The sequence below is a fragment of the Promicromonospora iranensis genome, assembly GCF_028994775.1.
GTDB lineage: Bacteria > Actinomycetota > Actinomycetes > Actinomycetales > Cellulomonadaceae > Promicromonospora > Promicromonospora iranensis_A.
In genome coordinates, this window is the sequence record NZ_JAJQMN010000008.1 from 125,128 (window position 1) to 151,174 (window position 26,047).

Annotated in this window: 19 protein-coding genes; 9 read left to right on the top strand and 10 right to left on the bottom strand. The window is 71.5% G+C overall.

Annotated features, from left to right (window positions below):
* Positions 1 to 115 precede the first annotated feature (115 nt).
* Entirely contained in the window at positions 116 to 1,729 is a 1,614-nt protein-coding gene (locus tag LUU90_RS16365) for a flavin monoamine oxidase family protein (protein WP_275004608.1), read from the bottom strand.
* Positions 1,730 to 2,078: 349 nt separating this feature from the next.
* On the opposite strand from LUU90_RS16365, the gene LUU90_RS16370 reads away from it, so the two are divergent.
* Positions 2,079 to 2,717: a Rid family hydrolase gene (locus tag LUU90_RS16370; protein ID WP_275004610.1), complete on the top strand. Its 639-nt coding sequence runs from the start codon at positions 2,079 to 2,081 to the stop codon at positions 2,715 to 2,717.
* Between the two features lie 19 nt (positions 2,718 to 2,736).
* Here LUU90_RS16370 and LUU90_RS16375 read toward each other — a convergent pair whose 3' ends face one another.
* On the bottom strand, positions 2,737 to 3,459 hold the full coding sequence (locus LUU90_RS16375; RefSeq protein ID WP_275004612.1) for an exonuclease domain-containing protein: 723 nt from the start codon (positions 3,457 to 3,459) through the stop codon (positions 2,737 to 2,739).
* 172 nt (positions 3,460 to 3,631) lie between these two features.
* Between LUU90_RS16375 and LUU90_RS16380 the strand changes: the two genes are divergently transcribed.
* From LUU90_RS16380 to LUU90_RS16395, 4 genes are all read left to right on the top strand, one after another.
* Positions 3,632 to 4,756, top strand: coding sequence for a GuaB3 family IMP dehydrogenase-related protein (locus tag LUU90_RS16380; protein ID WP_275004614.1), 1,125 nt, complete (start codon positions 3,632 to 3,634; stop codon positions 4,754 to 4,756).
* On the top strand, positions 4,753 to 5,232 hold the full coding sequence (locus LUU90_RS16385) for a GNAT family acetyltransferase (RefSeq protein WP_275004616.1): 480 nt from the start codon (positions 4,753 to 4,755) through the stop codon (positions 5,230 to 5,232). Before LUU90_RS16380 ends, LUU90_RS16385 begins: the two co-directional genes overlap by 4 nt.
* 104 nt (positions 5,233 to 5,336) lie before the next feature.
* Positions 5,337 to 6,971, top strand: coding sequence for a succinic semialdehyde dehydrogenase (locus tag LUU90_RS16390; protein ID WP_275004617.1), 1,635 nt, complete (start codon positions 5,337 to 5,339; stop codon positions 6,969 to 6,971).
* A gap of 39 nt (positions 6,972 to 7,010) precedes the next feature.
* Positions 7,011 to 7,493 (top strand): hotdog fold domain-containing protein, encoded by a 483-nt coding sequence (locus LUU90_RS16395; RefSeq protein ID WP_275004618.1) that lies wholly within the window; start codon positions 7,011 to 7,013, stop codon positions 7,491 to 7,493.
* Between the two features lie 42 nt (positions 7,494 to 7,535).
* Here LUU90_RS16395 and LUU90_RS16400 read toward each other — a convergent pair whose 3' ends face one another.
* From LUU90_RS16400 to LUU90_RS16425, 6 genes are all read right to left on the bottom strand, one after another.
* Positions 7,536 to 8,159 (bottom strand): SanA/YdcF family protein, encoded by a 624-nt coding sequence (locus tag LUU90_RS16400; protein WP_275004620.1) that lies wholly within the window; start codon positions 8,157 to 8,159, stop codon positions 7,536 to 7,538.
* A 117-nt stretch (positions 8,160 to 8,276) separates the two neighbouring features.
* Positions 8,277 to 9,188 (bottom strand): DUF4031 domain-containing protein, encoded by a 912-nt coding sequence (locus LUU90_RS16405; protein ID WP_275004621.1) that lies wholly within the window; start codon positions 9,186 to 9,188, stop codon positions 8,277 to 8,279.
* A 118-nt stretch (positions 9,189 to 9,306) separates the two neighbouring features.
* The gene (locus LUU90_RS16410; protein WP_275004622.1) at positions 9,307 to 12,597 is read right to left on the bottom strand and encodes an RICIN domain-containing protein; all 3,291 of its coding nucleotides are present in this window, start codon (positions 12,595 to 12,597) and stop codon (positions 9,307 to 9,309) included.
* A 173-nt stretch (positions 12,598 to 12,770) separates the two neighbouring features.
* Complete coding sequence (locus LUU90_RS16415) at positions 12,771 to 13,988, bottom strand: acetate/propionate family kinase (RefSeq protein WP_275004624.1); 1,218 nt, start codon at positions 13,986 to 13,988, stop codon at positions 12,771 to 12,773.
* Positions 13,985 to 16,162: a phosphate acetyltransferase gene (gene pta / locus LUU90_RS16420; protein WP_275004625.1), complete on the bottom strand. Its 2,178-nt coding sequence runs from the start codon at positions 16,160 to 16,162 to the stop codon at positions 13,985 to 13,987. The genes LUU90_RS16415 and pta overlap by 4 nt, the downstream gene beginning before the upstream one ends.
* Positions 16,163 to 16,211: 49 nt before the next feature.
* Entirely contained in the window at positions 16,212 to 18,695 is a 2,484-nt protein-coding gene (locus LUU90_RS16425) for a phosphoketolase family protein (RefSeq protein ID WP_425596251.1), read from the bottom strand.
* Positions 18,696 to 18,873: 178 nt separating this feature from the next.
* On the opposite strand from LUU90_RS16425, the gene LUU90_RS16430 reads away from it, so the two are divergent.
* Positions 18,874 to 19,776: an SURF1 family protein gene (locus LUU90_RS16430; RefSeq protein WP_275004629.1), complete on the top strand. Its 903-nt coding sequence runs from the start codon at positions 18,874 to 18,876 to the stop codon at positions 19,774 to 19,776.
* On the opposite strand, the gene LUU90_RS16435 is transcribed toward LUU90_RS16430, so the two are convergent.
* Complete coding sequence (locus tag LUU90_RS16435; RefSeq protein WP_275004630.1) at positions 19,773 to 20,939, bottom strand: MalY/PatB family protein; 1,167 nt, start codon at positions 20,937 to 20,939, stop codon at positions 19,773 to 19,775. The two genes, LUU90_RS16430 and LUU90_RS16435, sit on opposite strands and share 4 nt — an antisense overlap.
* A 152-nt stretch (positions 20,940 to 21,091) precedes the next feature.
* On the opposite strand from LUU90_RS16435, the gene LUU90_RS16440 reads away from it, so the two are divergent.
* Positions 21,092 to 21,904, top strand: coding sequence for a hypothetical protein (locus LUU90_RS16440; protein WP_275004631.1), 813 nt, complete (start codon positions 21,092 to 21,094; stop codon positions 21,902 to 21,904).
* Between the two features lie 73 nt (positions 21,905 to 21,977).
* Here the strand turns inward: LUU90_RS16440 and LUU90_RS16445 are convergent, their stop codons facing one another.
* Positions 21,978 to 22,391: a DUF3817 domain-containing protein gene (locus LUU90_RS16445; RefSeq protein ID WP_425596245.1), complete on the bottom strand. Its 414-nt coding sequence runs from the start codon at positions 22,389 to 22,391 to the stop codon at positions 21,978 to 21,980.
* A 68-nt stretch (positions 22,392 to 22,459) separates the two neighbouring features.
* Here LUU90_RS16445 and LUU90_RS16450 point away from each other — a divergent pair, with 68 nt between their 5' ends.
* A complete protein-coding gene (locus LUU90_RS16450; protein WP_275004633.1) occupies positions 22,460 to 24,301 on the top strand; it encodes an ABC transporter ATP-binding protein in 1,842 nt (613 codons plus the stop codon).
* The gene (locus tag LUU90_RS16455; protein WP_275004634.1) at positions 24,298 to 26,043 is read left to right on the top strand and encodes an ABC transporter ATP-binding protein; all 1,746 of its coding nucleotides are present in this window, start codon (positions 24,298 to 24,300) and stop codon (positions 26,041 to 26,043) included. The genes LUU90_RS16450 and LUU90_RS16455 overlap by 4 nt, the downstream gene beginning before the upstream one ends.
* Positions 26,044 to 26,047: the final 4 nt, after the last annotated feature.

Sequence of the window (26,047 nt, forward strand, 5' to 3'; positions counted from 1 at the left end):
TCCCCGTGGGCCGAGCTCGTCGAGACCAGCTCTCGACGAGCTCGACCCACGGTTGAACTCGACCAATGGTTGAACAACGTGAACAAGTTCGGCCGGATCGGTTCGCCGGAAGGCGTCAGCTCGACATGACGCGCTGATGCAGGGACTGGACCGCATAGCGCGCCGACCAGAACGCGCCGTGCTGCCACGCGGAGATCTCCGACATCCAGTCGCCCGCGAAGTACACGTTGCCGGTGCCCTGCTGCAACCGCTTGAAGCCCGAGGAAGCGGTGTTCGGGTAGGCCCACGCGCCCTCGATGTAGGGCACCTTGTGCCAGGCGATGGAGAACGAGCTGTCCAGCTCGGTGCGGTACTTCTCCCCGTGGATCTTCACACCCTGCTCGACGGCACGCAGCTCTCGCTGCCTCGGCGCCAGGTCGCCGTAGGCGCGGGCGTTGGCGCCGGTGTTGTAGTAGCCGACGACCAGGCCCTTCCTCTCGCCGTACCCGTACGACGGGTACCACACGTGGGCGAGGTCCATGTCGGTCTCGGTGATCCCGCCGAAGATCCGGTGGTCGTCCTCCCAGAACCGTGACCGGTACTGCAGGCCGATCTTGCCGGCGGGGGAGCCCACAGCGAACTCGCCCAGAGCCGCGTCGATCTCAGGGCCCCAGTTGGTGTCCCACCGCCGCATGAGCCCCGCCGGCGCCGAGACGACGGCGAAGTCCGCCTCGATCTGACGCTCTCGGCCGTTCCGAGCGGTGTAGGTGACCTTCACCCCGCTGCCGGTGTTCTCGACACCCGTGACCGGCGAGCTGAGGTGGACGTTCTGGCTGCCGATGGCCCGGACCAGGTAGCGGCAGATCGTGTCCATGCCGCCCTTCGGCTGGAACATGAGCATCGACTGCTCCCAGTTGACCTCGAACGGGAAGTACTGGCCGACCTTCGAGGCCAGCACCTCGGAGACCGTGCCGGGTCCGGACAGGGGCGTGCCGTGCTCGTTCCATGCCGACGGATAGACCTCGTAGCCGCGGTTGTTGCCGCCGGCGTACGTGCCGTCGGACTTGAGCGATCCCCAGCTGCGCAGGAAGGAGCGCAGGTGCTGCTTGTCCTCGGCGGTCAGCCGCTGGTCGAGGGCGCCCTGGTCGGTGGCGTGGTGCAGCAGTTCCGAGGTGTACCCGAAGACGTCCGCCTTGGCGGTGCGGTAGCGGACAGGGCGGCCGGGTGTCGCACCGGACTTCTCGTTGTACAGGTAGGCGTCGGCGTTGGCGTTCGTGAAGACCTCGTACGGCACACCCAGCTCGCGGAGGTAGTCCATGGTGACCATCCACTGGGCGATCCGGCCCGCGCCGGCGTTCATGTAGACGCCGTCGGCGAACCTCGCGGTCTGCGTGACGCCGTCGATGTCGGTCTCGGAGTCCCCGCCCCGGATCGTCAGGGTTCGCCCGCCGGGCCGGTGGCGCGCCTCGAGCACGGTCACCCGGTAGCCGGCCTTCTGCAGCTCGTAGGCGGTCGCGAGGCCCGCCGGGCCCGCTCCGACGACGACGACCTTCCTCGTGGAACGGCCGGTCAGCGTGAAGTCGCTGCCACGCGGCGGAACCCAGGACTCGGCCCTCGGCTGGGCGGCGGCGCTGGGGGCCAGGCCCATCGCGCCCATGGTCGCGAACATGACACCGGCGCTGGAACCCGCGCCGACAGCCTGCAGGAAGTTGCGGCGGGAGACGCCGGAGGTGCTCTTCTCGGTGACCACGGTCCCTACCTCTCGTATCGACAGGCCTGACGCGCTACGGTCCCCGGCCTGGAGCCAGGAACCGCCGTCAGTACCGCGACGGACGCTAGGGAGGGCAGATCACCGGGACGGGTCTGTGCCGTTTCTGTGCAATTGCCCGCGGTAACCATGTTGTTTCGGGCTTTCCCGCAGGTCAGCGCCCGTCCAGGGGCGATACCGGCGACGGCGTCCGGCATGTTCCCGGTACGACCCGCGATGTTCATGCCGCGGAAACGCCTCGTGGCTAGCGTCACGCGCCACCCGGTGCCGACCACCGGGCCACCGCTTCCGGGCACCGTCGGGCGCCCGGCCGGCCAGATGGAGGAGCACCATGAAGAACCGTACGAAGCTCGTCGCCGCAGTCGTTCTCACCGCGGCGGTAGCGGTCCCCGGCACCGCCGTCGCCGCCACGCACGTCTTCCGGCCCGACCCGGGCCGCGCCCACTCGTTCGTCACCGGGGACACCCCGCTCATCGCCGACGGCGTGGCGATCGGCAAGAACGTCTCCTGGTACAAGTCCTCGGGCCTCGGCCCGGCAGCTCGCAACACCGCACCCGGCGCGTCCGCGGAGGAGCGCTACATCCCGACGGACGTCTTCCCGGGCGGCGAGCTGCCCGACGGCGTGACCCTGACCGAGGCCCAGGGCATCAACACGCTCACCCGGATCGGCGAGAACCTGGACAAGGCCGGCCTGTCCTACGACGACGTCGTCTCCATGCGCGTGTTCCTGCAGAACCCCGAGGGCGAGGAGAAGATGGACTTCGCCGGGTGGAACCGGGCCTACCGCCAGTTCTTCGCCAACACGAACCTGTCCACCGGCGAGGCGCTCGACGTCCAGCTCGGATCGGCGACGACCGAGCCGATGGTCGTCAACGAGGCTCGTCCGTCGAGGTTCGCCCTGGAGGTCGAGAACCTGCCGGTGGACGGGTGGCTCGTCGAGGTGGAGGTCGACGCCGTGTACTCCCGCTGACCGACGCCGTGCGCCGGGGTCAGAACCCGGCCGAGTACTGCACCGGCCACACCCCCGACGCGCCTGGCCCGCCGAGGCCCTGCTCGCGACGCCATTCGTTGAAGCTCACCGCCCACTGCCGGTGCGCACCGATCTGCTGCTGGTGCAGGTCGGTCAGCGACATGCGCGCCAGCTGCGGGAACCGGCGGGCCAGCGCCTCCAGCACGTCGAGCGTGGCGAGCACGTCGACCTCGGCGGTGTGCAGGTCGCCGTCGGAGGTGACGCCGTACCACTGGGACAGGTCGCCAAGGCGTCGCTTGCCCACGCGGTACCGGTCCAACCAGCGGTCGATCACGAGCGGGTCGACGACCGGCTCGACCGGGTGGCCCAGCCGCTGCGGGAGGGTCTTGAGCCCGTGGCGCGACAGCTCGGCGTCGAGCAAGGAGAGGTCGAACGCGGCGTTGTACGCGACCACGGGGACGCCCTCCGCCAGATGCTTCGCGAGCTCGGTGGCGATCTCCTCGAGCGCCTCCCGCGGCTGGACGCCGTGCGCGCGGGCGTGCTCGGTGGAGATCCCGTGGATGGCCGCGGCCTCCTCCGGGATCTCCACGCCCGGATCCATCAGCCAGGTGCGGATCTCGGTGGCTACTCCCGGTGTGCGCAGCACGAGGGCTGCCGTGACGATGCGGTCGCCCGCGACGTCCACCCCCGTGGTCTCGGTGTCGAAGCCCAGCAGCGGCCTGTCGATCCAGGTCTCGTTCATGGTGTCCTCCCTGCTCGTCCGGGTTTTCCGGGCCGTGTCGTCCAGCACTTCCCGGTCGCCCGGTGCGTCCATGGAGAACCTTGCCACCGCTCACCGACACTGTGGTTCGTCCCACCGGTGCAGATCACGGGATGCGGCGCGCTTCATCAGGTCGGATGGGTAGGCTTGGCGGGTGAGCAACGAGATCGAGATCGGACGCGGCAAGCGCGGGCGGCGCGCTTATTCCTTCGACGACATCGCGGTGGTGCCGTCCCGTCGTACGCGTGACCCGAAGGACGTCTCGGTCGGCTGGCAGATCGACGCCTACCACTTCGACCTGCCGATCCTCGCGGCGCCGATGGACTCCGTGATGACCCCGGACAGCGCCGTCGCGCTCGGCCGGTTCGGCGGCCTCGGCGTGCTCGACCTCGAGGGCCTGTGGACCCGCTACGAGTCGCCCGAGACGCTCCTCGCCGAGATCGCGGCCCTGCCGGCTGACGAGGCGACGCGCCGGATGCAGGCGATCTACTCGGAGCCGATCAAGCCTGAGCTCATCACGCAGCGCCTCAAGGAGATCCGGGCGGCCGGTGTCACGGTCGCCGGTGCGCTGACCCCGCAGCGCACGCAGGAGTTCTACAAGACGGTGGTCGACGCCGGCGTCGACCTGTTCATCATCCGTGGCACCACCGTCTCGGCCGAGCACGTCTCCGGCAACGCCGAGCCGCTCAACCTCAAGCGGTTCATCTACGAGCTCGACGTGCCGGTCGTCGTGGGCGGCGCCTCGACGTACACCGCGGCACTGCACCTGATGCGCACGGGCGCGGCGGGCGTGCTCGTCGGGTTCGGCGGCGGCGCCGCCCACACCACCCGCGTCAGCCTCGGCATCCACGCGCCCATGGCCACCTCGGTGGCCGATGTCGCGGCGGCCCGGCGCGACTACCTCGACGAGTCCGGCGGCCGGTACGTGCACGTCATCGCCGACGGCGGCGTGGGCCACTCCGGCGACATCGTCAAGGCGGTGGCCTGCGGTGCCGACGCCGTGATGCTCGGTGCCGCGCTCGCGCGTGCGGCGGAGGCGCCGGGCCGGGGCTTCCACTGGGGTCCCGAGGCGCACCACCCGCAGCTGCCCCGCGGCGAGCGCGTCGAGGTGGGCACGGTCGGCACGCTCGAGGAGATCCTCTTCGGGCCGGGCAAGCAGGCCGACGGCACCCTGAACCTCGTCGGCGCGCTGCGGCGCGCCATGGCCACCACCGGCTACTCCGATCTCAAGGAGTTCCAGCGGGTCGAGGTCGTCGTGTCGCCGTACCAGCCGCGATGAGCGCGGTGTCCGAGGGCGAGCAGCTCGCCCCCGTCCTGGCCGCGGCTCCTGCTGCCGACGGCGAGTTCGTCGAGATCACCGATGCCGACATCGAGCAGGTCGTCGAGCTGTGGAAGACCTGCGGGCTGACCCGGCCGTGGAACGACCCGTACGTCGACATCGCCGACGCTCTCGCCGGTGAGGGCTCGACGGTCCTGGCCGCACGAGCCGGCGGCCGGGTGGCCGCCACCGCGATGGCCGGGCATGACGGCCACCGCGGCTGGCTCTACTACGTGGCGGTCGCGCCCGAGCTGCGGGGCACCGGCCTCGGCCGGTCCGCGGTGGTCGCGGCCGAGGCGTGGCTGGTCGCACGAGGTGCGCGCAAGATCCAGCTCATGGTGCGGACCGCGAACACCGAGGTGCTCGACTTCTACGGACGGCTGGGCTACACCGACCAGGAGTGCGCTGTTCTGGGGCGCTGGGTCGAGTCCGACTGAGGTGCGTCGTGCGAGGTGAACGCGCTGCGCGGCCCATGCCGTGAAAGTCAGTTTCACACACCTATCAATACGTGGTGCAGGGTTTTGCGCGTAGGGTGGCGGCCATGATCGACGACGCAGCAGCCGACGCAGCGGCTAGTGGTGCGGTCGGCGGTGTGCTCGACCCGGAGCACCCGCAGGGGACATTCGTCCTCGAGCCAGGGGTGATGGCCCCGCTGGTGGCTCGGATCGCGACTTCAGAGGGATCGGGCACGCACCGGTCCATGTGCCCGTTCACGGGCGCTCCGCTCGTGACGTTCCCGATCTCCTCCGCCGAGGACGTCGCCGCGTGCGCCGTCCGGGCGCGGGTTGCGCAGCGAAGTTGGGCACGCCTGTCGGTGCGTGACCGGGCCGGAGTCCTTCAGCGGCTCGGCCGGATCGTCCTGGAGCGGCAGTCCGAGGCGCTGGACCTGATCCAGCTCGAGACCGGCAAGTCGCGCCGTGCCGCCTTCGAGGAGATCGCGGACATCGCGCAGGTCGCCCGGCACTATGCCGTACGGGGTGCGCGCTACCTCGCCTCGCGCCGGGTCCCGGGCATGGTCCCGCTCCTCGTCGGAGCGCAGGTGCACCGCCGGCCGGTCGGCGTGGTCGGCGCGATCGCGCCGTGGAACTACCCGCTGGTGCTGGCGCTCTCCGAGGCGCTGCCCGCGCTCCTCGCGGGCAACGCGGTGGTGCTCAAGCCGGACCCGCAGACCACCCTCACCGCACTCTGGGCCGCCGAGGCCCTGGACGACGCGGGCCTGCCTGCCGGCCTCTTCCAGGTCGTCGCGGGCGGTCCCGAGGTCGGCGAGGCACTGATCGAGCACGTGGACCACATCTCGTTCACCGGCTCCACCGCCACGGGCCGCAAGGTCGCCGCGCGGGCGGGCGAGCGCCTCATCGGCGCCACGCTCGAGCTCGGCGGCAAGAACGCGCTCTACGTGACCGACGACGTCGACGTCGACGCGGCCGTCCCGGGGATCGTGCGGGCCTGCTTCTCGAACGCCGGCCAGCTGTGCGTGTCCGTCGAGCGTCTGGTCGTGCACGAGGCGGTCGCGGAGGAGTTCGTCGCGAAGTTCGTGCGCGCCGTGCGGAACCTCCGGCTCAGCCCTGCCCTGGACTACTCGGCGGAGGTCGGTTCGCTCACCTCCGCCGCGCAGCTCGACAAGGTGACGGCGCACGTGGACGACGCGCTCGCCCGGGGCGCACGGGTGCTCGCCGGCGGTGTGCACCGCGCCGACGTCGGCCCGTACTTCTATGCCCCGACGGTGCTCGACGACGTGCCGGCGCAGGCAGTGGTCGCCCGCGAGGAGACCTTCGGGCCGGTCGTGACGATCACGCGCGTTGACTGCGACGAGGAGGCCGTCGCCGTCATGAACGACACCGAGTACGGCCTGCACTCCGCCGTCTGGTCCCGCGACGTCGGCCGGGCTCGCCGGGTCGCCGCGCGGATCGAGGCGGGATCGGTGGCGATCAACGACGGGTACACGATGACCTGGGGCTCGGTGTCCGCGCCGCTCGGCGGCTGGAAGGCCTCCGGTGTCGGCGCCCGGCACGGGACCGCGTCCATCGACGGCCTCACCCGCCAGCAGACGGTCGTGACCTCCCGGGGTGCCCGGTTCGGTGCCACGCTCGACAGCCTCTACGGCCTGGGTGGTGACACCCCGAGCCGCGTGCTGACCACTGCCCTGGAGGCGATGCGCAGGCTGCGCATGCCGTGATGTGAACGGTCGTCACCGCGCCCGGGTACGCTCGCGCGCATGACGACGCAGCTCCATGCCCTCTGGAAGTCCGCCAACGCCCTACCGGTCATCGGCGGGCTGCTCGGCAAGCGGATCTTCTCCCTGGTCTACTCCTTCAAGGCGCCGTACTTCGGCACCTTCGCCCCGCGCGTGGTCGACATGCGGCCGAACCACGCCGAGGTGGTGGTGCCCAACCGGTGGCGCAACCGCAACCACATCGGCACGGTGCATGCGATCGCCGTCTGCAACGGGCTCGAGATGGCCATGGGCTCGCTCGCCGAGGCCACCGTGCCCGACAACAAGCGCTGGCTGCCGAAGGGCATGGAGGTGTCCTACCTCGCGAAGTCGACCGGCGACGTCACCTGCATCGCCGAGACGGACCAGGCCCAGTGGGACGGCGACGAGCGGGACCTGGCGGTCCGGGTGCGCGGCGTCCTGGCCGACGGGACCGTGGTGGTCGAGGGCACCATCCACCTGTGGGTCACGCCGAAGAAGAAGTGACCCGGTCCTGACGGGGCCGCGGGGACCGCGAAGTTGGCGCGGTCAGCGATCGCGGCGGCGGGCGAGGGAGCGGACCGCCGCCTTCCAGCTCGCGGGCAGCTCCCGCACGTGCCACCAGGCAGCCTGGACGGGCACCGCGCTCGCCGCGCTCACCCCCACGCCGACGGCGTCCAGGCCGGCCTCGACACAGGAGTAGAGGGTGCGGCGCAGGTGGTAGTCCTGCGTGACGACGACGGCGGTGCGCACCCCGAACAGGTCGTAGGCGCGGCGGCACGTGGCGGTGGTGTTGAAGCCCTCGCGGTCCAGCACTATCGCGTCGTCGGGGACACCGAGGTCGTTGTCCAGGAGCCAGCTGCGCATCGAGCCGGGCTCGTCGTACCGCGTGCCGTCGGCGTTGTCGTGCGCGTCGCCGCTCAGGATGACCGTGGGCGCGATACCGGCGCGGTACAGCTCGGCGCCGCCCTCGACGCGGCGGCGCAGGTACGTCGAGGGTGTGCCGTCGCTGCGGAGCCCGGCCCCGAGCACGATGACGGCGTCGGCCTTCTCGACCTCGTTCGCGTCGTGCCGCACGCGGGCGTGGCCGGTGCCCTGCACGACGGCGACCGGGACGACGAAGGCGACGGCGAGCACACCCGCGACGACGGCCGCGACCTTGAGTGGAGTCACGCGGGGAACGCTACCGCGTCCGGACAGGGGCATGTGGTCGGCAGTTCGTCACAAGGTCGGCAGCTCGGACTGCCGACCACCTGACGCCTTGTCGACCACACGGCACCATGCGGGGCGTCACGCCGCCAGAGCCGACAGTTCCGCGGCTAGGTTTGCTTGCGCGTTCGCCTGCCAGCGGGCGGCGCCGGGTGTGGTGCGGAACAGCGGGCCGCCGTCCAGGAGCGTGTGCAGCACCTGGGAACGGCCGGAGCGGAACAGGGGTTCGGGCACGTCGCAGTACTCGGCGCGGACCTGGCGTGTGTACCGCGTGTAGACGGCGGGGTTCCCGCCGAGCACCGCCAGGTCGGCGTCGCTGACCAGGCCGCCGACGACGTCGTCGGGCGCGGGATCGTGGTCCGCCGTGACCATGACCAGGCGCACGATCTCGTTGACGTCCTCGCCCGCGACGCCGGACCCGGCCAGCGGCCCGAGGAGCTCCGCCACCAGCTCGGCCGACCGCTCCTCGTCCTGCTGCGCGACGCCGTCGTGCACCGCGTCGTGGAACCACAGGGCGAGGCGGGCGCGCCAGAGCGAGCGCTCGGAGACGTGCGCCTCGACCGCGATGGAGTCGAGCGCGTCCAGGGCGGCGGCCAGGTGCAGGGTCGTGTGGTAGACCCGGTGCGGCTCGCGCCAACGGTCCACCAGGTTCTCGCCGGCCTTGCGGGCTAGGCCCGGATCGGCCCACAGACCGTCCCAGCGAGTCAGGAGGGCCGCTCGCTTGGCGCGGTTCCGCTCGGCTCCGGAGACCCGCAGGCCGGAGCCCGCCAGCCGCCGGGCCAGATCCCCGCCCTCGACGCCTACCGCGCCCGCCGCGACCAGCTCGTCGTACCGCTCCGCCGGGACGTCGTAGTGGTCGAGGTCGAACGCGCGGTCGTGCACGCCGGCGGCCCGGGCGAAGAGGCGGAGCTCCTGCAGCGACCCGTCGGAGACCAGGTGGGAGAACAGAGTCCCGTGCGCGGGCCAGGCCGGCGGGTCGATGAAGACGGTCACGAGGGCGAGCCTACGCGCGGTCCGACCAGTCGCCTCCCAACGACGGAACGGCCCCGCCGGAGAACCGGCGGGGCCGTTCACCACGAGCCCGGCGCGAGCTCATGGGGATCGGGTCAGGTCACGGCTGGACGAGCCGCCACGGGCTGTGCCGGCTCCCGGGCTCCTCGCCGCGGGTGACCCGCGTCGCCCGGTACCGGTCGCCTTCGTGCACCACGACGTCGCCGCGCGCGAAGATCCGCGACACCGTCCAGACCGCCGTGCCGTCACCGGACCGGATGATCTCCTGCCAGGGGCCGCGCACTGACGTGCCCGGCTCCTTCTGGGTGGACCGGACCGCACGGTAGAAGGCGTCCTCGTGGAACACCTCGTCACCGGCGCGGTACCGCACCGACCCGTCCCAGACCGGCGCGGGCTCGCCCGGCACCTTCGCCAGCACCTCGATCTCACTGACGATCATGTGCGTGTTGTCCCGGGCGGTCATGACCACCCGGACGGCGTCGGCGCGCACCCCGGCGGGCAGGTCGACCACGGGCGCAGCGCCGTCGGAGGTCACCGGAACGGACTCCCCGACGGACTGCCACTCGCCGCCGACTCGGGCCTCGAGCGCCACGGCGCTCGCCCAGCTCAGGTGCGATCCGTCCCGGAAGAAGCGGGTGACGACGCGGGTGACGTCGCGTTCCGCGGGCAGGGTCACGGTCAGCGTGTCCTGCGTGTTCTTGGCGTCGGAGCGCCAGTTGGACCAGCCCTTGTCGCTCAGGTCGCCGTTGATCACTCGCTCGGCCGGATAGCCGGGCTCGGTGTAGGTGGCTGACGCCGTGGTGCCGTCCGCAAGAGCCACGTTCGCCTCGCCCGGCTCGGTGACCAGCACCCGAACCGTCGCGGGCAGTGTCGTGCCGTCCCCGGCGTCGGCGGCCCCGGTCAGCTCGACCACGCCGATCTCGTCGAAGGCGCCGTCGGGAGCCTCGTCCCACGTGACCGGACGCTCCACCTTCGCACCGCCGGCCGCGACAGCGGTGACCACAGCCGGCAGCACCGCCGAGCCACCCACGTATGCCTCACCCCGGGCGGGCAGGGTCCGGTCCAGGGTGTCGACGACGACGGTCGCGATGGCCTCGACCGTGCCACCGGCCGGAACCGCCACGGTGCCGGTGACCTCGACGACCCCGGCCCGCGCCCACGTATCGTCGCCGGGCAGGTCCCAGGTCACGGGCAGTGCGCCGCGCGGCCCGGCCGGGTAGACCGGCGTGACGGTCTGCGGCAGCTCGGGCGTGGTGCCCGGGACGGTGAACACATCGACCGGTTCGGTGCCCAGCACGGTCTCGTCGACGATCGCCCAGCGCTGGTTCGCGTTGGAGTTGGCCAGATACGTGCCGACGGGCGAGCCGTCGGCCCTCGCCTCGCCGCCGACCTCGAGCAGGGTGCGCGATACCGCGTTGACCAGCGTGTACGTGTCGTCCCCCGTGGTGGACAGCACCCAGCGGGCGGCGTCGGGTGTCTCGGCGGGGTCGGCCGGGGCGTCGGCGAGCACCGCGGACGTGTCCGCGCTGACCGCGAGCTGCTCACCGGTGCCGACGTTCGTCACCGCGTAGCGCGTGCGGTGCGTGCCGGAGCCCTCGGGCGCGCCGAGGTCGGTGAGCGTCCACAGCTGCTCAGGGGCGGCGGGGTCATCGGTGGAGATCTGCACGCCGCCGTCGCCGTCGGGGGCCAGCGAGAGGCCGGACTGGACGCCGTCGATCCGGAACACGTGGCTGTCCTGCGCCAGCGGGGCGTCGTCCGCGACACCGGACACGCCGTCCACGAGGAACGTCGTGACCGACTCCGCCGGCACGGTGAGCGTCGCGGCGGTGTCCTGCACCGCAACGGGCTCACCCTCGACGAGGTACCCGTCGACGCTGGTCACGACCGGGGTGACCGTCGCGCCAGGGGCGACGGCGCCGAAATCGGAGAGGTCGAGGGTGACGTCGCGGTCCGCTGTGGTGTCGTTGACGTGCACGACGGTCGCGGCGTCACCGGAGGCGGACACGGCCGCGGTGCTGTCGGTGTCGTCCACGCCGATCAGCCGGTCACCCGGCGTGATGTAGTGCGTGAAGTTCTGGGTGACCCAGTACTTGGTGTTCGTGTAGATGGGGCAGGTCTCCAGCGTGTCCTCAGCGGTGCACGAGAACGGGATCTGGATCTCGCCCCAGTTGCCGCCCTCGGGGCTCTCGCCACCGGGCGCCATGTTGTCGTAGTCCTCGACGGGCTGCCAGAACACCCACGCGGACGGTTCGAGCTCGCGCAGGTCGTCCACGATCTGGTGCGCGCTGCCCAGGCCGGACTCCATCGACTCGAAGTTCTGCCCGGTGGTGGACCAGGAGCCGCCGACCTCGCTCATCCACAGGGGCTTGTCCTCGCCCTTGGCGATGTCGCGCACGGTGGTGCGCTGCCCGGTGCCGTAGGTGTGCACGTTGAGCTGGGAGACCTGGTCACGCACCGCGTCGGGGTACGTGTTCCAGTTCCGCGCGAACGTGCCCGGGTTCGTCTCGTCCATCGCAGAGATCGCGGCGTCCGTCGTCGAGCCGCCGATGGCGTCGGCGAGGGCCGGGATCACCCGCTGCTGCAGGTCCGGACCCATGTGGGCGCCCTCCTGGCGGCCGCCCGTCGGGTTGCCGTCGGCGCCGAGCTGGGTGCCCCAGTAGTTCGTGTTCGGCTCGTTGAACGGGTCGATCGTGTCGACGTCGATGCCGTGCGCGTCCTCGAGCCGCTCGGTCGCGCCGACGACGTAGGCGGCGAAGTCCTCGATGCTCTCGGGCCTGAGCTGGTCGGCGTTCGCGTCGAACCCGCCGGAGACGTACCCGCTGACGGTCTGGAACCAGGGCGGGGAGTTGCTGAAGGTCTCCCAGTGGGTGATGTCGTCCTTGATGCGGTCCACCCACCAGCGCTGCGTGGCGTCGGCGTCCGGGTTCCAGTGCTCGGGGTTCTCCGGGTCCCACCAGTCGTCGTCCTCGCGGGTGGTGCCCTCGGGCGCCTTCCACCATCCCTCGACGTCGGCGCCCGCGCGCAGGTAGTCGGGCACGTCGGGGGCGTTGCCGCCGCCGATGTTGTACCGGGCGATGTTGAGGTTCATCCCGTTCTCGCCGAACAGCATGTCGGCGAGCTCGTTCCTGACCTCGTCCGGATAGTCGCCGGTCGCGTTGGCGAACCATACGAGGCTCGTTCCCCAGCCCTCGAACGGCTCACCCGCGTACGACGGGTCCGGGCGCACGGTCACTCCCGGTGCGGCGGCGACCGACGCGGCGGCGACCGGGCCGGTGTCGGGCTGGGCGGTCGTGGCGGCGGTCGCCGGGGGCATGCCGGCCGCCAGCAGCGCGCTCGCCGTCAGGACGACGCCTGCACGCCGCCGTCCTGCGTTCCTTCTGATCGAGCTCATCGTTGAGCCCTCCTCTCGCGTCGGTGCGACGGTCGGCAACGTGCCGCCCGGATGTTGACGTAAACAACCACGCGTGCGCGCCGTTGTTCACGTCAACATGGATCTAGGTGATCTTCCTCGGCGATGCCGTGGACGTCAAGCCTCCGCCGTCGTCCTCTGGCGACCCGGAGGGCTCAGCCCTCGACGAGCGCCATCGCCTGGCGCGCGATCGCCAGCTCCTCGTCGGTCGGGACGACCATGACGAGAGGCGCCTCCGCCCCGTGCCCGGCCGAGATCACGCGCGCCTCGTCCGACCGGGCCTCGTTGGCCGCCGGGTCGATCGTCAGGCCGAGGAACTTCAGTCCCCGCACCACTCCCGAACGGATGCGGTGGTCGTTCTCACCGACACCGGCGGTGAAGGTCAGCACGTCGATGCCGCCGAGCACCGCCGCGTACGCGCCCACGTACTTGCGCAGCCGGTGCAGGTACACGTCCAGGGCGAGGCGCGCGTCCGGGTCGCCGCTCGCGACGAGCTTCTGCAGCTCGCGCATGTCGCCCACCCCGGACATGCCCAGCAGCCCGGAGCGCTTGTTGAGCAGGGTGTCGACCTCGTCGCCGGACATCCCGCCGCGCACCAGGTGGAAGACGATGCCCGGGTCCAGGTCACCGGAACGGGTACCCATGACGAGGCCCTCGAGCGGCGTCAGGCCCATCGAGGTGTCGACCGGCTCGCCGCCCAGCACGGCCGACGCCGACGCGCCGTTGCCCAGGTGCAGCACGACCTGGCGCAGCGTCTCGGGGCCGCGCCCCTCGGCCGCCAGCTTCTCGACGACGACGGGGTGCCCGGCCACCGCCGACGACACGAACTGGTGCGACGTGCCGTGGAACCCGTAGCGGCGCACGCCGTGCTCGGCGGCGACCTTGCGGTCCAGCGCGTACGTCGAGGCCGCCTGCGGGAGCGTCGTGAAGAAGGCAGTGTCGAACACGGCGACGTGCGGCACGTCCAGCAGCTCGCGGGCCACCTCGATGCCGGTCACGTTGGCCGGGTTGTGCAGCGGCGCCAGCGGGATCAGGTCGCGCACGCCGGCCGCGACGTCGTCGTCGATCAGGGTGGGGGCGCTGAACACCTCGCCGCCGTGCACCACCCGGTGCCCGACGGCGGCGATGCCCGCCTCGGCGAGGGACGGGCCCACCTCGTCGAACAGGCCGATGACGATCCGGAGCGCCTCACCGTGATCGGGCACCGGCAGGTCGCGGACCAGCTTCTCGCCCTTGGCCTCGTGCTTGACCGTTCCGGAAGCCTCGCCGATGCGCTCGACGATGCCAGCGGCGAGGGCCTCGCCGGAGGCGGGGTCGACGAGCTGGTACTTCAGCGAGGAGGACCCGGAGTTGAGGACGAGGACGGTGCTCATGCGGACTCCTTGGTCTCGACAGGCTCGACAGGCTCGACAGGCTCGACAGGCGCGACCGGCGGGGCGGCAGGCTCGTCCTCCGACGCGGTCTGGGCCTGGATCGCGGTGATCGCCACCGTGTTCACGATGTCCTGGACCAGCGCGCCGCGGGACAGGTCGTTCACCGGCTTGTTCAGGCCCTGCAGCACGGGCCCGACGGCGACGGCACCCGCCGACCGCTGCACCGCCTTGTACGTGTTGTTGCCCGTGTTCAGGTCGGGGAACACGAACACGGTGGCCCGCCCGGCGACGTCAGACTCGGGCAGCTTGGACGCCGCGACCGAGGCGTCGACGGCGGCGTCGTACTGGATGGGGCCCTCGACGTCGAGCTCGGGGGTGCGCTCGCGGACGAGCTCCGTCGCGGTGCGCACCTTGTCCACGTCGGCACCCGTGCCGGACGTGCCGGTGGAGTAGGAGAGCATCGCGATGCGCGGTTCCACGCCGAACTGCCGGGCGGTGGCGGCCGAGGAGACCGCGATGTCGGAGAGCTCGTCCGACGTCGGATCGACGATGACGGCGCAGTCGCCGTAGACCAGCACCCGGTCCTCGAGGCACATGAAGAACACCGAGGACACGGCTGACGTGCCGGGCTTGGTCTTGATGATCTCGAACGACGGCCGGATGGTGTGGGCCGTCGAGTGGGCGGCTCCGGAGACCATGCCGTCGGCGAGACCGAGGTGCACCATCATCGTGCCGAAGTAGGAGACGTCGGTGACGATCTCCCGCGCCCGCTCGACGGTCATGCCCTTGTGGGCGCGCAGCCGGGTGTACTCCGCCGCGAACTTCTCCACGTACTCGGGGTCGTGCGGCGACAGCACGCGGGCGGCCTCGATGTCGAGCCCCAGCTCCGCGGCGCGGGCACGGACCGGCTCCTCGGACCCCAGGATCGTGAGGTCCGCGATGTGGCGGGCGAGCACCGTCGACGCGGCACGCAGGATGCGGTCGTCGGAGCCCTCGGGCAGCACGATGTGGCGGCGGTCGGCCCGCGCCCGCTCGATCAGCTGGTACCCGAACATGAGCGGTGTGACCACCTGGGGCCGCGGCAGGTCGAGCCGGGCGGCGAGCGCCGCCGAGTCCACGTTGCGCTCGAACAGCGCACGAGCCGTCTCGACCTTGCGCACGGACCCCTTGTCCACCCGGCCGCGCGTGGTGGCCGCCTGGCGGGCGGCGCGGTACGTCCCGAGCTCGGTGGTGATGATCGGCAGCCTGGGGCGCATCGCCTCGAGCAGCTCGGCGGGGCGGCCCTGGGGGTAGAACCCACCGTTGAGGATGATCCCGGCCAGCGACGGGAACGACGGCGTCATGTGGGTGGCGAGCAGGCCGATCAGGAGGTCGATGCGGTCGCCGGGGGTGATGACGACGGCGCCGTCGGTCAGCCGTTCGAGCAGGTGCTCGAAGCTCATGGCACCGACCTGGAGCTCCAGCGCCTCACGACCGAGCAGCTCCGGGTCGCCGAGCACGAGCGTGCCGTCCACGGCCTCCAGGAGCTGGCCCACCGTCGGGGCCTGCAGGAACGGCTCCTCCGGGATGGTCCACACGGGCAGGTCGGGCTGGGCCTGCGCCAGCAGGGTCCGCACCTCCAGGGCGCTGTGCGTCTCCGCACGGTTGACGACCAGCCCGATCGCCTGGGCGTGGTGCGCCGCCAGCTCGGCGAGGCTCACGTCGGCCAGGGCACGGACGCTCTCGGGGGTGCGCTCGCGGCCCGAGACCACGAGCAGCACGGGCGCACCGAGGTTCGCCGCGATGCGCGCGTTGAACGAGAGCTCGGTGGGCCCGGCGACGTCGGTGTAGTCCGTGCCGAGCACCACCACCGAGTCGCACCGCGCGGCCAGGTCGTGGAACCGGGACACGATGCGGCTCAGCGCGGCGTCCGGGTCGGCGTGCACGTCGGCGTAGGTCACTCCGACGGCTTCGTCGTACCCGACGTCGACGCCGTCGTGCTCCAGGAGGAGCTCCAGGACGTGGTCGCGCCGGCCGCTCGTGTCCTCGGCCTCGGTGGCGCGCGACACGGGCCGGAAGACCCCGACCCGCTGGCCCTGGCGGACCAGCAGGTCGAGGACGCCCAGGGCGACCGTCGACTTCCCGCTCTCGCCCTCGGGGGATGCAATGACGATGCTGCGGGTTGCGCCGGTCACATGCTGCTCCGTGTTCACTGTGCCAGATCTCGCATGGCGATATTTGCTGCTACTCGTTGTCTCCACCGGTGCCGAGCGTAGCGTCAACCTGGCCGCCGTCCGCCAGGTCCTGGGCGTCCGGCCACACCCAGTCCCGTACCTCGGGGATGTCGTCGCCGTGCTCACGGGTCCAGGCACGCGCGCGGAGCCGCGCATCCTGCATGCGCTGACGCAGTCCGGCCTGGGCGCTCCCGAGCGACGGGACCCGGTCGATGACATCGATCACAAGGTGGTACCGGTCGAGGTCGTTGAGCATGACCATGTCGAACGGCGTGGTCGTCGTGCCCTCCTCCTTGTACCCGCGCACGTGGAGGTTCGGGTGGCCCGCGCGACGGTAGGTGAGGCGATGGATGAGCCACGGGTAGCCGTGGTAGGCGAAGATGATCGGCCGGTCGTTGGTGAACAGGCCGTCGAACTGCGAGTCGGTGAGACCGTGCGGGTGCTCGGTGGCGTCCTGCAGCCGCATCAGGTCGACGACGTTCACCACGCGCACCTTCAGGCCGGGCAGCTCCCGGCGCAGGAGGTCGGCCGCGGCGAGCACCTCCAGCGTCGGCACGTCACCGGCGCAGCCCAGGACGACGTCCGGCTTCTCACCGGGCTTCTCGGTGCCCGCCCACTCCCAGATGCCGAGCCCGCGCGTGCAGTGCTCGATCGCGGACTCCATGTCGAGGAAGTTGGGCGCCGGCTGCTTGCCCGCCACCACGACGTTCACGTACTGGCGGCTGCGCAGGCAGTGGTCGTACGTGCTGAGCAGGGTGTTGGCGTCCGGCGGCAGGTAGACCCGCACGATCTCCGCCTTCTTGTTCACCACGTGGTCGATGAACCCCGGGTCCTGGTGGCTGAACCCGTTGTGGTCCTGCCGCCACACGTGGCTGGAGAGCAGATAGTTCAGGGAGGCGATCGGTCGTCGCCACGGGATGTGGTTGGTGACCTTGAGCCACTTGGCGTGCTGGTTGAACATCGAGTCGACGATGTGGATGAACGCCTCGTAGCTCGTCAGCAGCCCGTGCCGGCCGGTCAGCAGGTAACCCTCGAGCCAGCCCTGCACCTGGTGCTCGCTGAGCATCTCCATGACCCGGCCCGCACGGGCCATGTGCTCGTCCACCTCCGGCCCGATGTACTCGGCGTTCCATTGCTTGTCCGTCGCGTCGTACACGGCCTGCAGGCGGTTCGACGCCGTCTCGTCCGGGCCGAAGATGCGGAAGCTGTTCGGGTTCAGCCGGATCACGTCGGTGAGCCACTGGCCCAGCACGCGCGGCGCCTCCGACGTCGAGCCGCCCGGTGACGGCACGTCCACCGCGTACTCGCGGAAGTCCGGCAGGCGCAGGTCCTTGAGGAGCAGCCCGCCGTTCGCGTGCGGCGTCGCGCTCATCCGCAGGTCGCCCTCGGGCGCCAGCCCGGTGATCTCGGGCAGCACACGGCCGTCGTCGTCGAACAGCTCCTCCGGGCGGTACGACTGAAGCCACGCCTCGAGGACCTTCAGGTGCTCGTCGGTGTCGCGGGCGCTCGCGAGCGGCACCTGGTGCGCGCGCCACGACCCCGTCGTCTTCTTGCCGTCGATCTCCTCCGGGCCGCTCCAGCCCTTGGGAGTGCGGAACACGATCATCGGCCAGGCGGGTCGGCTCAGGTCGCCCTTCGCCGCGCGCGCCTTGATCGCGGCGATCTCGTCGAGCACCTCGTCGAGCAGGGCCGCGAACCGGCGGTGCGTCTCGAGCGGCGGCTCGTCCTGGTCGTACCCGCCCTCGAAGAAGTACGGCTTGTGCCCGTAACCGACCATGAGGTCGCGGAGCTCCTGCTCCGGGATGCGCGCCAGGACTGTCGGGTTGGCGATCTTGTAGCCGTTGAGGTGCAGGATCGGCAGCACGACGCCGTCCTGGGCCGGGTTGAGGAACTTGTTCGAGTGCCAGGAGGTGGCGAGCGGACCGGTCTCGGCCTCGCCGTCACCCACCACCGCCGCGACGAGCAGGTCCGGGTTGTCGAAGGCCGCGCCGTAGGCGTGGCTGAGGGAGTAGCCGAGCTCGCCGCCCTCGTGGATCGACCCCGGCGTCTCCGGCGCGACGTGGCTGGGGATGCCGCCCGGGAAGGAGAACTGCCGGAAGAGGCGCTTGACACCCTCGGTGTCCTCGGTGATGTCGCTGTAGACCTCGGAGTAGGTGCCGTCCAGGTACGCCGAGGCGACCAGGCCGGGACCGCCGTGGCCGGGGCCCGTGACGTAGACCGTCTCCTGCTGCCGCTCCTTGATCGCCCGGTTCAGGTGCGCGTACAGGAAGTTCAGGCCCGGCGTCGTGCCCCAGTGGCCCAGCAGGCGCGGCTTCACGTGGTCCCGGGTGAGGGGCTCGCGCAGGAGGGGGTTGTCCAGCAGGTAGATCTGGCCGACCGAGAGGTAGTTCGCGGCCCGCCACCAGGCATGGATGCGCTCCAGGTCGGCAGGTTCGAGCTCGGCGACACCGGTGGCCCGCCATGCGGTGGCCGGGGCGTCGTTGGCTGCGGTCATGGTCATCGCTCACGCTCCTACGGGGAGTGACGTGCGGGATCTGTGCCGGGTTGGCTGCCAGTTCATTCGAACGCAGAACGGCTGGGCACGCGAGACGTGCGGTCTGTGACGAGTCTGACCCGGAGTCACCCGGGCGACCCGTGCGCCGGACACGCCCCCGGCGGTTACCGTTGAGGCTATGCCCGTCAGTGCCCCCAGCACACCCGAGTCGAGGGTGATCGACACCGATCCGCCCCCCGAGCGCCGCACCTTCCTCCAGGTCGCCCGGCAGCCCCGCATGATCGGCCTCCTGCTCGTGTTCGTGCTGGCGGCGTTCGTGTGCGGCCGGCTGGGCGCGTGGCAGCTGGACCGCGCCTACGAGCGTGCGGAGCTGGCCGCGCAGCAGGAGGCCGCCGAGGCCGCCGCTGCGGGCCCGTCGTGGCTGGGGGACGTGCTGGCGCCGCAGCAGAGCTTTCCCGGCGAGCTCGTGGGACGCGAGGTCCGGGTGGCCGGCGAGTTCGAGGCCGCCGGCTCCCTGCTGGTGCCCGGCCGTGCCCTGGACGGGCACACCGGCTACCTCGTCCTGACCCCCTTCCGGGTGTCCGACGACGGCACGGGCGGCGAGTCCTGGGCCGACCTGTCCGGCGCGCCGGTGCTCGCGGTCGTCCAGGGCTGGGTGGCCACCCCCGCCGACGCCGCGGCGCTGGCCCACCCGCAGGGCGAGGTGACGCTGACGGGCTGGCTGCAGGTGGGCGAGTCGACGTCGGGCAGCGCGGCCGTGGTGGACGGGCAGACCGAGCAGATCGCCCTCAGCGCGCTCGTCAACGAGTGGGGCGGCCCGATCTACACGGGCTACCTCGTGGCGACCCAGGGGCCGGGCTCGCCCGAGAGCGGGGGAGTCGCGGCCCTGCCCCGCCCCACCATCGACGGCGGTTCGGGCGCCAACCTGCAGAACGTGTTCTACGCGCTCCAGTGGTGGGTGTTCGGCGGGTTCGCCGTGCTCCTGTGGATCCGCCTGGTCCGCGACGAGATGGCCGGCGGACGCCGGGGCGGCGCACCCACCGACGCCGACACGGGCATCGCCGGACTGCCGTCCGCCTAGCGGTCCAGGCTCTCCAGCATCCGGGCGGCCGCCTGCTCCAGGATCGGACGCGGCATCCCGGCGTTGAGCCGGACGAAGCCGTGGCCCGCGCCGCCGCACTGGCCGCCGTCGACCAGGACGACGTCCGCGTGCTCGCGGAAGTAGCCGGCAATGCCGTCGGCTCCGCCCGGGAGGTCCAGGCCCCGGCAGTCCAGCCAGGCCAGGTACGTGCCCTCGGGGGCGCGGTAGCCGATCCCCGTCCCGTCGAGCAGCTCGCCCAGCCGGGTGACGTTGCCGTACAGGTAGCCGATGGTGTCGTCGAGCCAGTCCCGGCCCTCGGCGTACGCGACCCGGTTCGCCAGGACGCCCAGCGTCGACGCGCCCTCCTCGACCCGTTCGCCCACCTCGTGCCAGATTTTCGCGTCCGCTTCGTTGGACAGGACCATCTGCGCGCACTTGAGACCGGGCAGGTTCCACGCCTTCGAGGCGGAGGTGGCCGTGACGGTGTGCCCCGCCGTCGTCTCGTTCAGGGACGCGTACGGGACGTGCCGACGCCCCGGGTAGACGAGCGGGGCGTGGATCTCGTCGGAGAAGACCCGCCCGCCGTGGCGGTCCACCACCTCGGCGACGGCCAGCATCTCGTCGGGCTCCAGCACGCGGCCGATCGGGTTGTGCGGGTTGCACAGCACCAGCAGGTGGCCCCCCGCGCGGAACGCGGCGTCGAGCGCGTCGAGGTCGTAGCCGTACCGGCCGTCGGCGTCGCGCAGCATCGGGACCTGGATGACCTCGCGGCGCATCTCGCCCGGCAGCGTGAGGAAGGGCATGTACGCGGGAGTGGGCAGGATGACCGGCGAACCCGGGCGGGAGAAGTGCGTGATGGTGTGCTCGAGCGCGGTCAGCACGTCGGGCATCGGGCGCACCCGTTCCGGGTCGACCTTCCAGGCGTACCGGTCCGCGGCGAACGACGCGTACGCGTCGACCATGCCGGCCACCAGGGACGTCGGGAGGTAGCCGAGCATGCTGCGGTCCACGGCGTCGTGCAGCGCGGCGGCGATCGGGGGCGCGACGGGGAAGTCCATCTCCGCGACCCAGGCGCCGATCTTGCCGGGGAAGGCCGTCCACTTGAGGCTGCCGTTCTCGCGGAGCCGGTCGGCAGTGAGGGAGTCGAAAGCGTGGGCGTTCACCTTCGCATTGAATCAGGTGCGCCACGGCTCCCGTTCATGGGTCCAGGGATGCGCAAGGATGGGCGGACGACCACCGTCGGCGCTGGTCCTCGGCTCGTGCCGGACCGTTCTGGTCGGTGACCCGCGATAAGCCCTGAACCGAGAGGACGACGATGACTGACGCCGGACCCTGGACCGGATCCGCCTGGTGGGAGCACCTGGTGCGCGCGGTGCCGCTCGCCGGAGAGGTCGCGCACAGCGAGGTACGTGCCGGGCTCGACGCCGGCCTCGAGGCCGCGCTGATGACCGACGGGTTCGTGATGGAGCTGGTCTCGGCGGAGCTCATGGAGCGGGTCCAGGCCGGGGACGCCGCTGCTCGCGAGGCCATGGTCACGCTGGGTACGGAGCTGGAGGCCGGGCCGCCCGTCGTCAGCGAGGACGTCGTCAGCGCCTACCTCATCCATGTCCCGTCGCCCGGCCAGCGCGGCGGGGAGATCGCCGACGGGCTGGGGCCGCGGGTGCGGGCCGCGCTCGACCAGGACCGCGACCACCGGAACGAGCCGGCGGTCACCGCGTTCCTCGGGCGGCTGATCCAGGCGGTGCCCGCGCTCCGGCCGCTCGCCGACGCCGAACGCTACGGCTACCACGACGAGGTGCTGGCGTACCCGTTCCTCGGCGACGTCGCCGAGCGCGAGATCGCGCTGCTCACCGGCGGCGCGTCCCTCGAGATCGACGACGACTGGTCCGAGGAGGACCGGGCGGAGGCGCTCCGGTTGTTCACGTCCGACGACCCGGATCCCGCGGCGGAGGTGCGGGCGGTCCTCGACCTCCTCGAGGCGGAGCTCGGGGCGGATCCCGACGTCGACCGGCTCATCACCACGGCGTTCGTCGAGATGCTGCCCTACGAGGACGAGCCGGGCACCGAGATCGTCGGTCTGCTCGGGCCCGGCCTGCGGGCGGAGCTGGCCGCGCAGCGGAAGGCGTGACGGCAGGGGGAAGCGACACAGGACGTGGCACAGGGAGACGTGACGCGGCCGGGCTCAGGCCCGGCCGACGGCGTCAGGCCAGGTAGCGCTTCTCCAGCGCGACGAGCTTCGCGTCGGCCTCGCCGTGGATCTTCTTCTCCAGCACGAACGACATCACCGGAACCACGCCGGCGAGCACCATCGTGACGAGGCGGCCGAAGCCCCAGCGCATCTTCGACCACAGGTCGGCGACGGTGACCAGGTACGCCACGTAGATCCAGCCGTGGGCGAACGGCACCCAGGCGATGAACGGCATGACGCCCTCGACGTCGGTCAGCGCACCCAGTCCGTACTTGATGCCCAGCTCGACGCAGAGGATCAGCAGCATGACACCGGTGACGAGCGCCATGAAGCGGTAGCGCGCCATGGCGCCGCGCGCCTTGCGGATCGCGGCGGCGGCGGCCTCGGCGGAGATCTCGGGAGCGGTCTGAGGGGTACTCACAACCATCGAGGATATGCCTTTCCCGAGGGTGGTCCTGCCGCCGGCGGACAAGCCGGTGGATAAAGCGTGGATCGATGTCAGTGGTCCTCCGTACGGTGTTGCTCGTGCGCTCCCTCCCCTTCGCCGATCCCGGCACCCCGCCGCTGCGCGGACCACTCACCCTGCTCCTGTGGCTTGCCCGGAAGCAGGTGCGGGTGCTGCTCGGGGCGATGTTGTTCGGCGTGGTGGGGTTCACCTGCAGCGCCTTCCAGCCGTTCTTCCTGGGCCGGATCATCGACAGCGCCTCCGCGTCCGGGCTGGACCGGACCACGTGGACCTGGGCCGGCGTGATGCTCGGCGTCGGCCTGGTGTGGATCGCGTCCAACGCGATAGGGCACCGGTGGGACATCGCGGCCTGGATGCAGGCGGCGTTCCGCACGTCCCAGCTGGTGACGCGCACCGTGTCGCGGTCGGGGCACAACATCACCAAGGAGCTGCCCACGGGCGAGGTGGTGTCATCGGTCGCCAACGACACGATGCGCATCGGCGAGGTCTTCGCCATCGCCGGGCAGACGATCGGCAGCATCACCACCTACGGCATCGTCGTGGTGCTGATGCTCGACCAGTCGCTCACCCTGGGGCTCGTCATCGCGCTCGGCCTGCCGGTGGTCGCCGCCATCCTCGCCCTGCTGGTCAAGCCGCTGCAGAAGCGGCAGAAGGACCAGCGCGACGCCCAGGGGCGGCTCACCACGCTCGGCGCGGACACGGTCTCCGGTCTGCGGATCCTGCGCGGCATCGGCGGCGAGAAGGTCTTCACGGGCCGGTACCGGACGCAGTCGCAGAAGGTGCGCCAGGCCGGCGTCGACGTGGCGGGCACCCAGTCGGTGCTCGACGCCCTGCAGATCCTGCTGCCGGGACTCTTCATCGCGCTCGTCGTGTACCTCGGCGCGGTCGAGGCCATCGCCGGGCGCATCACCACCGGTCAGCTCGTCGCCTTCTACGGGTACGCGTCGTTCCTGTCGTGGCCGGTGCACCTCCTCGTGCAGTCGGTCAACGTCGTGACCAAGGCGCACGTCGCGGCCGGCAAGGTGGTCAAGGTGCTGCAGGTCGTGCCGGCCACCGGCGCGGACGGGTCGACGGCGCCCATGCCGCCGGCCGGCGTCCCGCTGGTCGACGAGACGACCGGCGTCACGCTCCGTGCCGGTCGGATCGTCGCCCTGGTGAGCGCGGACCCGGACGAGTCGGCGGACGTCGCGATCCGGATGGGCCGCTTCGACGACCAGGGGGAGGCCGGTACCCCGGTCACGCTGGGCGGCGTGCGGCTGGCCGATCTCGACAAGGACGAGCTGCGGGAGCGCATCGTCGTCGCCGACGCGACGCCGTCGCTGTTCTCGGGCAGGCTCGCGGGCGAGCTCGACGTACGGGACTCCGCGGACCGGGAGGCTCTGCTGCGGGCCATGCACATCGCCGACGCGCACGACGTGCTGGACTCGCTGCCCGACGGCATCGAGGGCGAGATCCCGGAGAAGGGGCGCTCGCTGTCCGGCGGCCAGCGGCAGCGGGTGGCACTGGCCCGGGCGTTGCTCACCGATCCCGAGATCCTGGTGCTGATCGAGCCGACCTCGGCGGTCGACGCCCACACCGAGGCGCGTATCGCGCAGCGGCTCACCGAGTGGCGTCGTGGCAGGACCACCCTGATCGTCACGGCGAGCCCTCTGGTGCTCGACCATGTCGACGACGTCATCTTCCTGGAGGACGGGAGCGTCGTCACGCACGGGACGCACCGCGAGCTGCTGGACCTGCCCACCACGGCGGAGGGCGGGCAGGAAGCGGCCCGCTACCGCCGCGTCGTGGGCCGGTCGCTGGACGAGGACCTCGACGCCGAGCTCGACAAGCTGCTGGACGCAGCCAACGCACAGGAAGGAGGCACGGCATGAGCACGGGAAAGATCCTGCCGATCGCCGATGCCGCCGAGACCTGGCGGTACACCCGCACGCTGCTCGCGCGCCACAAGTCACCCCTGATCATCATCACCGTGGCGAACACGGTGGCTGCCCTGGCCGGCCTGGTCGGCCCGCTGGTGCTGGGCAAGCTCGTCGACGCGGTCATCGGCGGGACCACGATCGAGGTGGCGCGCAACCTGGTGCTCGTCGCGGTCGCGGCCGTGGTGCTGCAGGCGCTGATCACCCGGTTCGCGCAGCGGCGCGCCATGGTGTTCGGCGAGACCGTGTTCGCCGACATGCGTGAGGAGTTCGTCGAGACCGTCACCGCGCTGCCGCTGTCCACGGTCGAGACCGCGGGCACCGGCGACCTCATCGCCCGCACCACGCGCGACATCAGCCGGATCCAGAACGCGGTGCGCTTCGGCGTGCCGCGCCTGGTGATCGCCGTGGTCACCCTCGTGCTGACGGTCGTGATGAGCATGGTCGTGTCACCGCTGGTGGCGCTGGGCATGTTCGTCGGTGTCCCGGTGCTCGTCGCGGTGGCGCGCTGGTACCTCAAACGAGCAACGCCTGCCTACCAGCGGGAGTCCGCGGCGTACGCCCGGCTCGACGGCACCGTCACCGAGTCCGTCGAGGGCGCACGCACCATCGACGCTCTGCGGATCGGCCGCCGGCGGACCACGCGCGGCGACGACGACCTGCAGGAGGCGTTCGAGGCGGAGATCGGCACGCTCAACCTGCGGACCGTGCTGTTCCCGGGTGTGGACTTCGCGTTCATGCTCGCGCCCATCACGGTCCTCGTGTGGGGCGGGTTCCTCGCCTCGGAGGGCACGGTGACCATCGGCATGGTCGCCACGATCGTCATGTACGCCTACCAGCTGCAGGGCCCGATCTGGGAGCTCATCTTCTGGCTCGACGAGATCCAGGTGGCCGCGACGTCCCTGTCGCGGATCATCGGCGTCCGGCTGGTGCCCGCCGACCGGACGGCCGGCGACGCGCAGCCCACCGACGAGCACGTCCAGGGCACCGGGGTGCGCTACGCCTACCGCGAGGGCACGGACGTGCTGCACGGCATCGACCTCGACCTCAGGGTGGGGGAGCGGCTGGCGATCGTCGGGCCGTCCGGCTCGGGAAAGTCGACCCTCGGCCGCATGCTGGCCGGCATCCACCCGCCCACCGGCGGGCAGGTGCTGGTCGGTGGCGTCCCGCTGGTGGACCTGCCGCTGGAGGAGCTGCGCAAGCACGTGGCGCTCGTCACCCAGGAGCACCACGTGTTCGTCGGGTCACTGGCGGAGAACCTGCGGCTCGCGAAGATCGACGCGGATGACGACGAGCTGATGGGTGCGCTGCGGGCGGTCGACGCGCACGGCTGGGTCGAGTCGCTCGACGACGGCCTCGCGACGGAGATCGGCTCGGGCGGCTACAAGCTCACTCCGGCGCAGGCGCAGCAGATCGCGCTCGCGCGCCTGGTGCTGCTCGACCCACACACGCTCGTGCTCGACGAGGCCACCTCGTTGCTGGACCCGCGCGCGGCCCGGCACCTGGAGCGTTCGCTCAACGCGGTGCTCGAGGGGCGCACGGTGGTCGCCATCGCGCACCGCCTGCACACGGCGCACGACGCCGACCGTGTGGCGGTGCTGGACGGTGGCCGCATCACCGAGATCGGCCCGCACGACGAGCTGGTCGCGGCAGGCGGCGAGTACGCGAAGCTCTGGCACAGCTGGCAGCACGAGTGACGCG

Coding starts and splice junctions, on each gene's coding strand:
- LUU90_RS16385 (WP_275004616.1), top strand. CDS start 4,753: ATGAGCGCGGTGTCCGAGGGCGAGCAGCTCGCCCCCGTCCTGGCCGCG.
- LUU90_RS16445 (WP_425596245.1), bottom strand. CDS start 22,391: ATGGTTGTGAGTACCCCTCAGACCGCTCCCGAGATCTCCGCCGAGGCC.
- LUU90_RS16450 (WP_275004633.1), top strand. CDS start 22,460: ATGTCAGTGGTCCTCCGTACGGTGTTGCTCGTGCGCTCCCTCCCCTTC.
- LUU90_RS16370 (WP_275004610.1), top strand. CDS start 2,079: ATGAAGAACCGTACGAAGCTCGTCGCCGCAGTCGTTCTCACCGCGGCG.
- LUU90_RS16375 (WP_275004612.1), bottom strand. CDS start 3,459: ATGAACGAGACCTGGATCGACAGGCCGCTGCTGGGCTTCGACACCGAG.
- LUU90_RS16390 (WP_275004617.1), top strand. CDS start 5,337: ATGATCGACGACGCAGCAGCCGACGCAGCGGCTAGTGGTGCGGTCGGC.
- LUU90_RS16415 (WP_275004624.1), bottom strand. CDS start 13,988: ATGAGCACCGTCCTCGTCCTCAACTCCGGGTCCTCCTCGCTGAAGTAC.
- LUU90_RS16395 (WP_275004618.1), top strand. CDS start 7,011: ATGACGACGCAGCTCCATGCCCTCTGGAAGTCCGCCAACGCCCTACCG.
- LUU90_RS16440 (WP_275004631.1), top strand. CDS start 21,092: ATGACTGACGCCGGACCCTGGACCGGATCCGCCTGGTGGGAGCACCTG.
- LUU90_RS16425 (WP_425596251.1), bottom strand. CDS start 18,695: ATGACCGCAGCCAACGACGCCCCGGCCACCGCATGGCGGGCCACCGGT.
- LUU90_RS16455 (WP_275004634.1), top strand. CDS start 24,298: ATGAGCACGGGAAAGATCCTGCCGATCGCCGATGCCGCCGAGACCTGG.
- LUU90_RS16430 (WP_275004629.1), top strand. CDS start 18,874: ATGCCCGTCAGTGCCCCCAGCACACCCGAGTCGAGGGTGATCGACACC.
- LUU90_RS16410 (WP_275004622.1), bottom strand. CDS start 12,597: ATGAGCTCGATCAGAAGGAACGCAGGACGGCGGCGTGCAGGCGTCGTC.